Source organism: Bradyrhizobium sp. CB3481 (assembly GCF_029714305.1).
Lineage (GTDB): Bacteria > Pseudomonadota > Alphaproteobacteria > Rhizobiales > Xanthobacteraceae > Bradyrhizobium.
Genome location: NZ_CP121647.1, coordinates 7,076,677 through 7,089,765 on the forward strand (window position 1 = coordinate 7,076,677; position 13,089 = coordinate 7,089,765).

General features: G+C 63.1%; 10 protein-coding genes. 3 read left to right on the forward strand and 7 right to left on the reverse strand.

Translation table 11 applies throughout. The annotated features are described in order from the left end of the window. Positions 1-132 precede the first annotated feature (132 nt). Both QA643_RS34220 and QA643_RS34225 read right to left on the reverse strand, forming a co-directional pair. Positions 133-1,008, reverse strand: a complete 876-nt coding sequence (locus tag QA643_RS34220; protein WP_283030053.1) for a dihydrodipicolinate synthase family protein — start codon at positions 1,006-1,008, stop codon at positions 133-135. A gap of 77 nt (positions 1,009-1,085) precedes the next feature. Continuing rightward, positions 1,086-3,746, reverse strand: coding sequence for a M1 family metallopeptidase (locus tag QA643_RS34225; RefSeq protein ID WP_283030054.1), 2,661 nt, complete (start codon positions 3,744-3,746; stop codon positions 1,086-1,088). A gap of 250 nt (positions 3,747-3,996) precedes the next feature. Between QA643_RS34225 and QA643_RS34230 the strand changes: the two genes are divergently transcribed. Both QA643_RS34230 and QA643_RS34235 read left to right on the forward strand, forming a co-directional pair. Continuing rightward, positions 3,997-5,685 (forward strand): peroxidase family protein, encoded by a 1,689-nt coding sequence (locus QA643_RS34230; RefSeq protein ID WP_283030055.1) that lies wholly within the window; start codon positions 3,997-3,999, stop codon positions 5,683-5,685. A 42-nt stretch (positions 5,686-5,727) separates the two neighbouring features. After that, positions 5,728-6,138 (forward strand): hypothetical protein, encoded by a 411-nt coding sequence (locus QA643_RS34235; protein ID WP_283030056.1) that lies wholly within the window; start codon positions 5,728-5,730, stop codon positions 6,136-6,138. A gap of 15 nt (positions 6,139-6,153) precedes the next feature. Here QA643_RS34235 and QA643_RS34240 read toward each other — a convergent pair whose 3' ends face one another. Both QA643_RS34240 and QA643_RS34245 read right to left on the reverse strand, forming a co-directional pair. Next, positions 6,154-8,253 (reverse strand): BTAD domain-containing putative transcriptional regulator, encoded by a 2,100-nt coding sequence (locus QA643_RS34240; protein ID WP_283030057.1) that lies wholly within the window; start codon positions 8,251-8,253, stop codon positions 6,154-6,156. Between the two features lie 40 nt (positions 8,254-8,293). Beyond that, positions 8,294-9,655 (reverse strand): YcaO-like family protein, encoded by a 1,362-nt coding sequence (locus QA643_RS34245; RefSeq protein WP_283030058.1) that lies wholly within the window; start codon positions 9,653-9,655, stop codon positions 8,294-8,296. Positions 9,656-9,720: 65 nt separating this feature from the next. Between QA643_RS34245 and QA643_RS34250 the strand changes: the two genes are divergently transcribed. Continuing rightward, positions 9,721-10,275, forward strand: a complete 555-nt coding sequence (locus QA643_RS34250) for a hypothetical protein (protein ID WP_283030059.1) — start codon at positions 9,721-9,723, stop codon at positions 10,273-10,275. A gap of 14 nt (positions 10,276-10,289) precedes the next feature. Here QA643_RS34250 and QA643_RS34255 read toward each other — a convergent pair whose 3' ends face one another. The 3 genes from QA643_RS34255 to pgm form a co-directional block, all read right to left on the reverse strand. Beyond that, positions 10,290-10,739 carry a helix-turn-helix transcriptional regulator gene (locus QA643_RS34255; RefSeq protein ID WP_283030060.1) on the reverse strand — a complete coding sequence of 150 codons (450 nt, stop codon included), beginning with the start codon at positions 10,737-10,739 and terminating at the stop codon, positions 10,290-10,292. Between the two features lie 62 nt (positions 10,740-10,801). Further along, positions 10,802-11,128, reverse strand: a complete 327-nt coding sequence (locus tag QA643_RS34260) for a hypothetical protein (RefSeq protein ID WP_283030061.1) — start codon at positions 11,126-11,128, stop codon at positions 10,802-10,804. 256 nt (positions 11,129-11,384) lie between these two features. Then, on the reverse strand, positions 11,385-13,025 hold the full coding sequence (pgm, locus tag QA643_RS34265; RefSeq protein WP_283030062.1) for a phosphoglucomutase (alpha-D-glucose-1,6-bisphosphate-dependent): 1,641 nt from the start codon (positions 13,023-13,025) through the stop codon (positions 11,385-11,387). Positions 13,026-13,089 lie beyond the last annotated feature (64 nt).

Here is a 13,089-nt window from a genome sequence, read left to right on the forward strand (position 1 = left end):
GTCGGGTGGGCAGAGCGCAGCGTGCCCACCATTCACGTCGGGACTCGTTGATAGATGGTGGGCACGCGGAGCCTGTCATCGGGCGCGCATTCGCGCGACCCGTTGGCTTTGCCCACCCGACAGGAATCCCACCTAGGCCAGATCGCGCAACGCCGCCTCGACGACCTTGCGCTGCTCTTCCGTCAGCGGCGCCTGCGGCGGCACGGGGTCGCCGACGGCATAGCCCTGGATGTCGAGCCCGGCCTTGATGCAGGCGGCCAGATTGAAACGCGCAAAAGCCTCGTTGATGCGCCACAGCCTGCGCTGCAGCACCATCGCCTCGTCCCAACGCTTGGCGTTGCAGAGATTATAGAGTTCAACGCTCTGCCGCGGGATGATGCAGGCGGGACCTGCCATCCAGCCCAGCCCGCCGATCAGCATCACCGCCGCCGGAATATGGGCTGATGCCGAGAAGACTTTGATGCTATCGCCGCAACGGTTCATGATCGACAGCAGCCGCCCGGTATTGGTCGAGGCATCCTTGATGTAGCCGATGCGCGGATGGGCCGCGAGACGGGCGATCACATCGAGCGTCAGATCGGACCGCTGGAATTGCGGGTTGGTGTAGATCACCACAGGAATGTCGACGGCATCGGCAATGGCGCGGAAATAGGCTTCGACCTGCGCGTCGGCAACCGGAAAGTAAGCTTCCATGATCGCGAGAATGCCGTCGGCGCCGCGCTTTTGATACTCCCTCGCCTGCGCCACCGCATCCGCCGTCGACGTCGAGGCCACGCCGGCAATCACCGGCACGCGGCCGTTCGCCGCCTCGATCGCGGTCTGCACCACGTCTGTCCGCTGCGCCTGGTTCAAATAGGCAAACTCGCCGGTGGACCCCAGCGGCGTCAGTCCATGCACACCAGCCTTGATCAGATCGTCGCAGAGCCGGCCGAGAACGTCGGTACGGATCTGCCCTGACACATCGATCGGCGAGACCAGATAGGGAAAGACGCCGTGAAAATCAGCCATGAGAGGAAGATGCCTCAAGCGGGAAAGCCATGATCATTGCCATGGCTATCTGGAATGCCGGTCCAAGGCAACGATGGCTATTTGCGTTCCTTGATCCAGGCCTCGATCGCCGGCAGCGCGCGCGCCTTGAGATCGGCCGAGATCGCGATCGTCTCTTGGGCGCGGCCAGCCGTCACCCGCCCGCCCGAGGTCGCCTGAGCCGGCGTGAAGCCGGCGAGTTCGGCAGCACGGCGTTCGTCGCTGAAGTTGGTCATGAAGCTCGCAACGAACTGGTCGCGGAATTGCGGTCCCAGCTTTACGAACAGCGCATCATAATTTTTCTGCAGGAACTCCCAGGCCAGACCGGGCTGCTCACCGGAGAACCCGACCGAATTGATCAGGCCAGTAACGATGGTGCCCGGCACTTCATCGGTCAGCGTCAACGCCAGCGTGGCGCGGGCCAGCGCCGGTTCGCGCGTGCTGGCGGCGGCGAGGTAATAACGCGTACGTTCGCTGGTCACGGTGCTCTTGCGCGCGAGCGCCAGCAGCGCGTCATACGTCGCACGATCCGCCGTGACGCCCGCAACGTGCGTGACGGCATCGCGCAACGCGTTGGGCAAGGATTGCGGATCGCCGAGGAAGCCGGCGAACCGCCGCTTTGCCTCCGCGATGACGTCTTCGTCGCCGAGATCGCCGAGCGTCCAGATCAGGCTGCTGCGCAGCAGCGTATCGTCATCATCACCGGAGCCGCTACCGTTCCAGCCGAGCCGATCGAGCACCGGGCGCAATTTGGCGCGGGCATAGCGCTGCAGCGCCGGACGCTCGGCGCGCTCGCGCGACAGGCGGTTGAGCGAAGAGAACACACCGATGACCTGATCCCATACCGGACGGCGGTCATCCGCACCGATCTGTTCGACCAAGGCGAGATAGGATGGCGGCTCGGCACGGCCGGCCTGCACCATCGCCCAGCTATCGGCGAGGAAATTGACCCGGTCTGTGGCTGACATCTGCGGCAGGGCCTTTGTCAATGCTGTCAGGTTAACCGGCCCATACTCGACGCGGTAATAGCCGATATCGCCAAGGTTAGCCTTGATCGCCTCGCCGCAGGATCCGGCCGCCGCTTCCGCCGAGCCGCGAAGCAATATGACATCGGCAGTTGGTGTCGCGCCCAGCGGCCCGATCGCAACCGGCACCTGCCAGTTGCGCGGCGGCAAGGCTGGACCCGTCCGTGCGGGCGCGATCGCAAAACGATCCTGCCGCAGCGTCATGCGCTGCGCACCGCCTTGGCAAACTGTTTCGGCTGAAATCAGCGGCACGCCATCCTGCTCGGTAAAGGATGCGGCGATTTCGGTCACCGGCTTGTGGCCCGCGCGCTCCAGCACCTGCCAGAGATCGGCCGTGGTGGTGTTGCCATAGGCATGCGCAGCCATATAGGCGCGAATGCCGTCGCGGAACACGGCTTCGCCGAGATAGTTCTCCAGCATCCGGATCAGCGCCTGTCCCTTGTTGTAGGTGATGGCGTCGAACGCGACCATCGCCTCGCTCTCATTGGCGACCCGTTGCTGGATCGGATGCGTGGTACGCCTTGCGTCGAGTGACATGGCGAACTGCTTCTGGCCATAGCCGTTCAGCCAGCTCTGCCACTGCGGATGAAATTGCTCAGCGGCCTTGGTCGCCATCCAGGTTGCAAAGCCCTCATTGAGCCAGAGATTGTCCCACCAGGCCATGGTGACGAGATCGCCGAACCATTGATGCGCCATCTCATGGGCGAGGATAGAAAAGATGCCGCGCCGCGCGCTGTCCGGATTGGTCGCGGGATCGAACAGCAGCCGGCTTTCGAAGAAGGTGATGCCGCCCCAGTTCTCCATCGCGCCGCCGAAGCCGCCGGGCACTGCGATCAGGTCGAGCTTGGGGAGCGGATATTTGATGCCAAAATAATCATTGAACCAGGCCAGCAGCTGCACCGCGCTGTCGAGCGCGAACCGTCCCTTCGCGGCCTTGCCGGTGGTGGCGACGACGCCGACCGTCACGCCTTCCGCTTCCGCGGTGATGCGCTCCAGTTCGCCCACCGTCAGGACGAACAGATAGGTCGACATTTTCGGTGTGGACGCGAAAGCAACGCGCTTCAGGTTCGGCTCGAGCATTTCCTCCCGCGTCACCGGCATGTTGGCCACGGCGAGCAGATGACGCGGCACGATGACCGTCAGCGCAAAGCTCGCCTTGAAGGCGGGCTCGTCCCAGCAAGGAAATATCCGCCGCGCATCGGCGGGCTCGAGCTTGCTGGTCAACAGCCGCTTGGCGCCGTTGTCGGTCGGGTAATCGACGAAAAAGAATCCGCGGTCGAACTTGTTGATCCGCGCCGTGAACGCGATGCGCAGCCGATGCGCGCCCGTAGCTAACGGCTGCGCGAAGGTGAATGTTGCCGTCTCGGCGGTGGCATCGAGCGCGATGTCGGCGCGCTCGGCGCCGTCGTCAACCGTTACGGACGCAAACGTTGTGCTCACCGCGTTGAGCGTCAGGCGCGCGGTAGGTTCGCGCACCTCGATATCGATCACTTCGACGCCGCCAAGCTCCAGCTTCTCGGCATCAGGCCGCAGCTCGATCGCGTAGTGGAACGGAACGACCGTCTTCGGCAGCTTGCCCGGCGTCGCGTCAAACGAGAAGACGGGTTCGGCGTGAACAGAGCCCGAGACGGCAATCATCAATGCGAGCATTGCGCCGAAATAGCGCGTCAAGACTGCCGCCTGCTTAAGTTTCACGTGCGCTCCTCTGTCAACCACCGCTAGACATGCAAATCATACCGCCGCTTCCGCCACCGTGAAACAGGCGTGAGAAGCACGCGCGAAAGGCCCAAGATGTCCACAGATGTTCACAGGTTCTAACGATTTAACTCACGATAATTTCACGACTTTCTTCCCAATCTCGCCGCCCTGACCAAACGCGAGAGCAGGTTTGATGGCTGTGCAAGAGGTCGCCGACGCATCGTCTTTTCGAGCTTCCGAACACACGGTGCGCTGCCCCATTTCTGCTGCAGCCACTCCCGGATTTCGTCATTTCCTCGGCGCACCATCTCCTTCGCAGCGCTTCCGCGCCTTCGGTATCGATCCGCTCGCTTCGCCGTCGGATCATGCCAAGCTGCGTGGATTGATGCACCGCCTGTCGCGGCGAATGGATGCCGCCATCAAGTGGCCGCCACACCATGTTCAGTCGGCGGAATATTGGGAAAATCCATTCATCCCCTCCGGCTACACCTATCTGCTGCAGTTCATCGCGCATGATCTGGTGCACTCGGCGATCCCGCTCTCGGTGGCGGGAGGGCTCGGCCGAGGAACGGCCAATGCGCGCCGCATGCCGCTTCGGCTGGAGACGCTGTATGGCAGCGGTCCGGTCGGATCGCCGCACATCTATGCGCTCGATGCGCCGAATGACGATCGCCGCACCAAGCTGCGGCTTGGCCGCATGCGCTGGAAAGAAAACGAGCCGGCATCCGGCTGCCCGTTCCGCGACATCGCCCGTGCCCAGGCAGAGAACGTGACGGGAATCGATCGCAGCATCGCCGGCGTTCGCGTGGCCCTCACCGAAGCCCTGGTCGCCGATCCGCGCAACGACGACCATGCCGTCATGTCACAGCTCACCGCGCTGTTTGCGCTGCTGCATAACGGGCTCGTCGACATCATCCGCCGCCAGGAAGGTCACGCGGTATCCAACGCCAGGTTCGGTGCCGCCTACAAGCGCTTCCTGTGCGCCCGCGGCGCGCTGACGGCCATCTATCACAACGTCATCCGCAACGACCTGATGCAGCGGGTGCTCCACCCGGCAGTTCACGCCAGCTATGGCAGGCCCGCCCCGCACTTCATCGACCGCCCCGATCCCGCCGCGAATGGGGCGATCGGCGATTGGGAAATTCCGCTCGAGTTCTCGCACGGCGCATTCCGTTTCGGTCACGCCATGGTGCGGCCGGAGTACCAGATCAACGACCTGTCCCTCCACGACCTCAACAACACGCTCGAAAAGAGCTCGATGAACGATCCGGCGAACATGCCGCTCGACGAGACCTGGATGGTGCAATGGTCGCGCTTTTTCGAGATCGGCGGGTCGACGCCAAATTTCAGCCGCCGCATCGGACCGCACCTCAGCGACGGGCTCGGCAATGACCAGATCTTTCCGGCGTTCGACGAAACCGAACGCGTCGGCCTGCTCTATCGCGACCTGCTCGGCGCAAGCCTTGCCGGCATGTGGTCGGTAGACGCCCTGATCGCCGAGATCGGCGGCAGGCAGCCGCAGTTCATCGCCATGTCGCGCCTACTTGCCGACCGCGCCTACCGTGTCGATCAGCTTCGTGGATGGCTGCGCTCGGGACGCGCCTATGGCGCACTGACCGACGAGGACATCGAAACCCTTTCGAACGATCCTCCGCTGCCGTTCTTCATCCTGTTCGAGGCGATGCAGCAGACGGGCGGCCTGCACCTCGGGCTGCTCGGTTCGATCATCGTATCGGAGGTGATATTCGGGGCGCTCGCGAGCGACCCGCAATCGGCTCCCTGCCGTCCCCTCGCCGATCAATTGGATCTCGTTTCCCGTGAATTCTATCAGGCAAACGTACTTCGAGACATTCCAAACATTTCGAACATGGCGCAGCTCGTGGCGTTCACCACTGAAATTGCCGAGTTGCAGCAAGCCGTGCCCGCATTTCTGTGAGGTGGGATTCTCCGCTTCACCCAACCCGGAGGAGTAACGAAGATGGCACTCGAGAGAATGCAAGTGACCAATCATGAGCGCTGGGGCAATCTGGTCAAGACCTGGTCGACCGGCAAGAACTATCTCGACGACGACAACGAGTATCCGATCCCGTCCACGGTCGAGGAGTTCAAGGAACAACTGGCCAAAGCCCAGGTGTTCATGACGGTTCCGGACCGCTTCACCAAGGTGAAGTTCGTCGAGCAGGAGATGGATACGATCGTGGTACGCTTGCCGCCCGCCTTCGCAATCGCCGATTCCGAAGAGAAGCTTAGCAAGCCGGGCGCGACCTATCCGCTTCCGCCGTTCTATAAGCGCCTGTTCAACGGCATGGACCCGGTAATTCCGGAAGCCGAAAAGTTCAAGGTGCATGCCGAGCGTATCGGCGACTACACCATCAGCTACTGCGCCTGATGAAGTAGTTGCGCGTCAGTGAACGATGCCATCGACAGGAAGCCCTCCGCCACGCAAGCTTTGGCGCAGGGCTTCCCATCGCTCTTTCACGCTGATGGGATGTGCTTGCATGACCCAGCGCGCAGCCGCCTCATCCGTCGGAGGAGACGATCCGACCCAGAATGAACGCAGGCCATTCACGAATCGTTGGACTTCCTGCAGAGCCAGCTCGCGTTCGCCAAGCTGGAACAGCGCGGCGGCCCGCCATGCCGGCAGCACCTTGTTGATGCCTTGCGCGCGATCGCACGCCTCGATAGTCCCCCGATAGTCGCCACAGAAGAAGCGTATGGTGGCGTGATATGCCCATTCCAGATAGGAGGGAGCGGGTGAAAGCGCGAGCGACCGCTCGGCGCGAACGCGGGCGTCCTCGATCGATCCGCAGATTGCCGAGTAGTGCGCGCTGGACAGCAACGTCCACGGATCATTGTCATTGAGCTCACACGCCAGCTCCATATGCGGCGCGGCCTCAGCCTCGCGAAGCGCCATCACATAGGACCAGCCGCAGCACAGGTGCGCCCGGGAATCGACCGGGTCCAGTTGAACGGCGGTCTTCGCCAATTCGAGCGTAGCTTTTGCCTTGTCGAGATCCCGAAAGACGCCAGGATGCACCAGATGCTCGATGTTGTTCATCTGCACGAGGCTGCTGTAGCACGGCGAGAACCCGGGATTGTCGTGGATCGCATCGCGGAAGATGGCGACCGCTCGCCGCCAGCTCTCGGGATCGAATTTCGACATCAGATTCTGTCCGCGCAGCCAGCGGTCGTGCAGATCGAGCGAGACATCGGGCTCGCCGGCGAGCCGCATCAGTCGCTCGGTCGACAACTGCACATTCAATGAAGTCGCGATCCGGCGGATGATGCGCTGCTGCGTTTCAAACCAGTTGCCGAGACCGAGGCGGAAGCTTTCGCTCCAGATATAGATCCCGGTGGTGTCGTCGCGCAGCACCATCACGATGTTGATTTCGGGACCCGCCTGATAGGCGGTGGTTTCGATGCAGTATTGCGGCGCCGTGCCCGAGGCGGGAAGCACGACGGCGGCCGGCGGACGGTCGACGACGCTCCATTCGCGGAAACGCACCAGACAGGCGGCGAGATGCTGAGAGAATCCCTGCACCAGATGGCTGTGATCCTCATCGACGCCGTGCATCGCAAAGGGCCGCAGCACCAGGCGCGTCTTGGCCGGCGGAGTGGACGCCGGCGTGAGCGGAGCCGCCGGCTGCAGGCCGGTGCCCCTGATCATCCGGATCGCGAATTCATCGTTCGCCGCCGAGGCGCCCCGGTCGGTCGGCGCGCGTTCCAGAATCCCGAGCTTGATGTTGGCGACGAGTTCTTCGGTGGCCGGTGACGGCTCCATCGCGTAATCGCGATCCAAAAGATCCCACAGCGATTTGTAGATGCGCAGCGCACCGGCGGTGTCGCCCTCTTCCGCATGCGCCCGCATCAGATAGCGGCAGGCATATTCATGCGTGGGATCGAGATTGACGATCGCCGCCGCGATCTTCTTCTTGCCCTCGGCCGGCACGCTGGCGGAGGTCAGGCCTTCGTCGAGATCTCGCATCAGCCGTTCGTGAATGGTCTGACGCTTGGCCAGCACCCAGACCCGAAACGACGGATCGAGATCGTCCATTCCTTCGAGCAGCCGCCCGTCGAGTTGCGGCGTGTTGAGCAGCAAGGGGTGAACCCGTCCGCTTTCGGCAAGTTGTAGCACACTTTCGATATCGACTTCGATGCGGCCGACGTCGAGACCGACCATCAGCCGCTCCGCGACGAAGCCGTCATAGCCGGCCTCCTCGAGCATCGACCGCAATTCGCGAACCACCTGACGCAGCGAGGCACGCGCCTTTTCCTCGTCCGAACGGCTCCAGAGCAAACCGACCAGCCGTTCGCGGCTCTCCTGTCTCGTCTCCGACAGCGCGAGATAGCTCAGCACGGCGCCGGCCTTGCGGGTGCGCAGCTCGATCGGCCGGCCGTTGAAGCGCACACCAAGCCGCCCGACCAGCGATACCGACAGGCGCGGCGCGCTTTCGGGCGCTGCTGCTGCGTTGTCTGCGGTGATGGCGTTCGCGCTGGCCGGCATTGCAACGGTTTCCGGGAACCGATTGGTTAATATCCTCAGTCTATATCAAAGAAACGCCCCCGGTATAGGTTGCGCCGCCTCCGGTTAGCGTAATCATATCCTGCAGCCGAGGGGTGATGATTTCGGATGGCTCGAGTTGCAGGCCCGGAGCGATCACGCGGATCACCGGCACGGCGAAGCGTTCGCGCATGAGATCGGTACAAAATGTATCGATTCCCAGTTTTTCCAAACGCTGTACGATCAGTCTAAATATGACGCTCGCTTCAGTTGCGGAAAAGGACAGATGGACTGCGTGCTCCGCAACGGGTTGCAGCAGTCTGCACTGATCGGCATTGATCGCCGCGCGATGCAGGTGGATGCGATCCTGCGCGTTGAGCGCATCATCACCGCGCTCGCTGCGCTTGGCGGCGACGACGACGTCGGCCAGTTCGCCCTGGCACATTTCCAGAATCGCGGAGCGAACTGCGGCCTCGAGCGCGGGACGCGCGGCGAGGCCGAAGGCAAAATCGCCGCCATCCGCCCGGCACGACACGGCGGCAACGCAGGGCACGCCGATGTCAGTCGTGATGTCGAGCAGCCATGTCCGGCGCGGTGTCGATACGCCGTGCCGAAGCTTCTGCAATAGTTCTTCCGCCGCCGCACTGGCATCGTGCTGCGGCGGAATCGATCGGGCCAACCGACCGCCCCGCCACCACAGGCTGGCCGCATCGCGTTCGATCAATTCCAGCAGGCCGTGCAGGGCTGCAGCGTCCCGCGAGGATCCGGCGGCCGAACCGATGCTCAAGGGAAATGGCGGCGGGAAATCGCGGTGCGCCGGCGGACGGCGCAGGCAGATATCCGCCGGAAGCCACACCTCGCCACCATCCGTCAACCGAGTTGCACGGTACCAGGAAAGCGCTCGCTCCGGTTGAATACGACGCTCCGAGAGCTGCGCCACCAGCTCCAGCGCGTTCGGGCCGAGTTTTCCACGCCAATCGCCCTCAGGGAGATCGAGCAGCAGATCCGTTCCGGTCAGCAGCTGAGAGAGGTACTCTATTCCCTCGCCAATGCAGCCCTGAAACGCTTCCTGCAATGTGATGCCGACGCCGGAAACGCCAATGATGGGGCTTCCGTCGTGCAACGAATCAGCAAGCGCCGGATCAAACTGCGCACCAAAGCTGATCAGGCCGGGCGCCGTGGGCGCCGCCAGTTCGAACACCCGCGCAAACCGGGAGGCCGCGATCAGTAAATGTGCACGATTCGTTGTTTCCGGATCGGTCCGGCTCGCGGATTCAGCTTCATATTCCAGCGCCTGCAGCACACTTCTGGCTTCGTGATCGCTGGCGGCATCCAATGCGTTGCCAAGAAGCAACGATGCCGCGCGCGCAAACAATTCCTGCATCGAATTTACGGTACCGCTCACGGTGACCTCACGACTTGCCGTGCAGACTCGCGAACGAGAGGCCAGCCCTCGTCCTGGAGGAACTTATGCTCGCGAAAGCCTTCGTCATAGCCATGGCGGCAGATATTGCCCGCTCGGATTACGCCAAGCCGACCTTGATTCGTGGCCGAAGCCGGGAGTGGCTGATCGCCTGCCGCTGGGGACCGGAAGGGGAATACTTGTCGATTGCGACAGCTGGCCCGATCACAGAGCCTCTCGCAGTGGTTGCACCGCAGTCGATCACGCCGATCCATAGTTTGGTCGGCCTGCTGGTTTCCGAATCGGAAAAGCAATCCACCAGCACATTCCTGCTGGTGCGCCAGCCGCCGGCGGCAATCGAGCTTGCTGGCACGTTTTTCCCCGCCGATGGATATGTATTGCTGCAAGACCACGGCGATATTCATCTCGTCTGCAAGGCGCGCTACTCGCATAGCTGCGGCTGGCTCGACGGCAAGGAGATCCGCAAGGACATTCCCGATCCGGCGCCCTATTCGGCCGAGGCCATGTCCTGGCACATCGAGGCGACGCGCCGTGACTGGATCGGCGAGTTTATTCCCGGCAGCCGGCCGCCGGAGCGGCTGGCGATTCGCGCGACCGGCTGAAACTTGCGAACGGACTATCGCCGGGACGGCGACCTTCTCTGCTCAGTGCGATCGATCTGCTCGAGCCGCGCAACGGTGGCCTTGGCTCCGGGGGATCGATCGGCGATGCTTTCGACGAGCCTCGCGAGGCAGCGGCGCACGCGCGGATTGGTCGTGCGCGCATAGGCCTTGAGCACGCGCAAGACGCCCGGATCGGTGAGCAAGCGTATCGGCAAAGTCACGCCGGAAGATCCCGCTTCGGAAGATTCGAAAAATTCGCCGACCGAGACGTCCAGCACGGCGGCGATCCGCGATAACCGGCCGGCGCCGACTCGTTCGGTTCCGCGCTCATATTTCTGCAGCTGTTGATGAGTAACGCCGGTCCGCGCCGCCAGCACGGCCTGGCTCATGCCGCGGTTGACCCGAAACGTACGAATCCTGGCGCCCACCAGCACATCGAGCGCGCCGGACTTCCTCGTCGCCATGGGCAGGCTCCCAACCCTGTTCAGCTGGGAGACCCTAACACAACCTCAGAGAGATTCGTCGGCTAATTTGCGATCACAGGGAGCAGTTTGACCCGCGGCTCCGCGGTGACGTGGTCGAGCGTCAGCCGGCCCTTCGCGTCGATCGCTGCCTTCATCGCCGACGGACGACCGGTCTCAAGAAAATGCAGCAGAACAGCGCGGCTTTCGTCCGACAACGCAAATAACCCGCGCATCAGCTCGAAGAAGCCCGGTTCTTCCGCCACATAGAGCAGTTCACGCAGTTCCGCGCCGGTGTATTGCCCCAGCGCCGTCAAAAGCCATTCGGTTTGGTCATTCGGATCGCTCTCAGGCACGCGATTCAGGTAGTAAACGACCGATTCCGCACTCATTCTCATCCCCCGGTACCGTGATAGCTGACCAGCCGCCCGCTTCGGACGGCTTTTGACAGCTAACTTCCCGAGCCTCACACTGCGTGCCTCTTCGTGATCCCAGCGTGATCGCAGCAGCGACGGGCCGAAATTGGCCTGCAGGTTCCTTGCCGACCGTGAGTGTGCCGAACTGGTGCAACCGGGCGCAGACAAACGCAAGATTGCTCGGCTCCCGGAAGCGAATCGGTCGTTCGGAACCATCGCCCCCCTGCGGAGATCAGAAAGCCTTCGCGATGGCGCGCTGGGCGTCCTGCTGAATGGCCTTCAGATGATTCTGGTCGCGAAAACTCTCGGCGTAGATCTTGTAGACGTCTTCGGTGCCCGACGGCCGCGCGGCGAACCACCCGGCCTCGGTCTCGACCTTGATGCCGCCGAAGGATTGGTCGTTACCCGGCGCCCGGGTGCGAACCGCCGTGACCGCGTCGCCGGCGAGCTGGCGCAGGTCGAGCTGTTGCGGGCCGAGCGCCTTCAGCATGCTCTTCTGTTTGGGCGTCGCCGGCACGTCGATCCGCTCATAGAAGGGCACGCCAAGCTCGGCGGTCAGCGCCGCAAATAACTGGCTCGGGTCGCTACCGGTGCGCCCCAGGATTTCGGCGGCGAGCAACCCCATCACGATGCCGTCCTTGTCGGTCGTCCATACCGAGCCGTCGCGCTTGAGGAACGAGGCGCCGGCGCTTTCCTCGCCCGCAAATCCGAAACCACCGGTGCCGAGGCCTTCGACGAACCATTTGAAGCCGACCGGCGTTTCGACCAGCTTGCGGTTCAGCTTGCGCGCGACGCGGTCGATGATCGAACTCGAGACTATGGTCTTGCCGATCGCGGCCCCGCTTCCCCATTGCGGCCGGTGCGCGAACAGATAGGCGATCGCGGTGGCGAGAAAATGGTTCGGGTTCATCAGGCCGCCGGTGCGTGTCACGATGCCGTGGCGATCGGCATCGGTATCGTTGGCAAAGGCGACGTCGAACCGGTCGCGCATCTGGATCAGGCTCGCCATCGCGAACGGCGAGGAGCAATCCATCCGGATCTTGCCGTCCCAGTCCGCCGTCATGAAGCGGAATGTCGGGTCGACCGCCTTGTTCACGACGGTCGCGTCGATCCCGTAGTGCTCGATCAGCGGCGCCCAGTAGTGAACGGCGGCGCCGCCGAGCGGATCGATGCCGATCTTGACGCCGGCTGACTTGATCAACGCGACGTCCACGGCATTGCCGAGATCGGCGACATAGGGACGGATGTAGTCGTGCAGGTGGGTCGAGGGCGCCTTGCGGGCGCGCTGGTACGGCACCCGCGCGACGCCGTTCATGCCCGCTTCCATGTAGCCGTTGGCGGCCTTTTCGACCTTGCCCGTCACGTCGGTGTCGGCGGGACCGCCATGCGGCGGGTTGTACTTATACCCGCCGTCCTCGGGCGGATTGTGCGACGGCGTGATGACGACACCGTCGGCAAGCCCGCTGGTCCGGCCCTTGTTGTAGCTCAGGATCGCGTGCGAAATGACGGGCGTCGGCGTGTAGCCGCCCCGCTCGTCGATCATGATATCGACGCCGTTGGCGGCAAACACTTCCACCGCGCTGGCCAGTGCCGGCTCGGCAAGAGCATGGGTATCGATGCCGATGAACAGTGGCCCGGTCAGTCCTGTCTCGCGGCGGTGGTCACAGATTGCCTGCGTCGTCGCGAGAATGTGGTTCTCGTTGAACGAGTTCTTCAGCGACGTCCCGCGATGGCCCGAGGTCCCGAATGCGACCCGCTGGGTGGGATCGGCCAGATCGGGTTTCGAAGCGAAATAGGCCGTGACCAGTTGCGGCACGTTGACGAGGGAAGCAGGGTCAACCGGCTTGCCGGCGGCGGGATTGGGAGCAGTCACATGACCTCACGGAATGAATGGTTTGGCTGCATTATACGTAGAAGCGCCTGACGTAGGCAAAATT

Coding starts and splice junctions, on each gene's coding strand:
- QA643_RS34235 (WP_283030056.1), top strand. CDS start 5,728: ATGGCACTCGAGAGAATGCAAGTGACCAATCATGAGCGCTGGGGCAAT.
- QA643_RS34250 (WP_283030059.1), top strand. CDS start 9,721: ATGCTCGCGAAAGCCTTCGTCATAGCCATGGCGGCAGATATTGCCCGC.
- QA643_RS34240 (WP_283030057.1), bottom strand. CDS start 8,253: ATGCCGGCCAGCGCGAACGCCATCACCGCAGACAACGCAGCAGCAGCG.
- QA643_RS34220 (WP_283030053.1), bottom strand. CDS start 1,008: ATGGCTGATTTTCACGGCGTCTTTCCCTATCTGGTCTCGCCGATCGAT.
- QA643_RS34255 (WP_283030060.1), bottom strand. CDS start 10,739: ATGGCGACGAGGAAGTCCGGCGCGCTCGATGTGCTGGTGGGCGCCAGG.
- QA643_RS34260 (WP_283030061.1), bottom strand. CDS start 11,128: ATGAGTGCGGAATCGGTCGTTTACTACCTGAATCGCGTGCCTGAGAGC.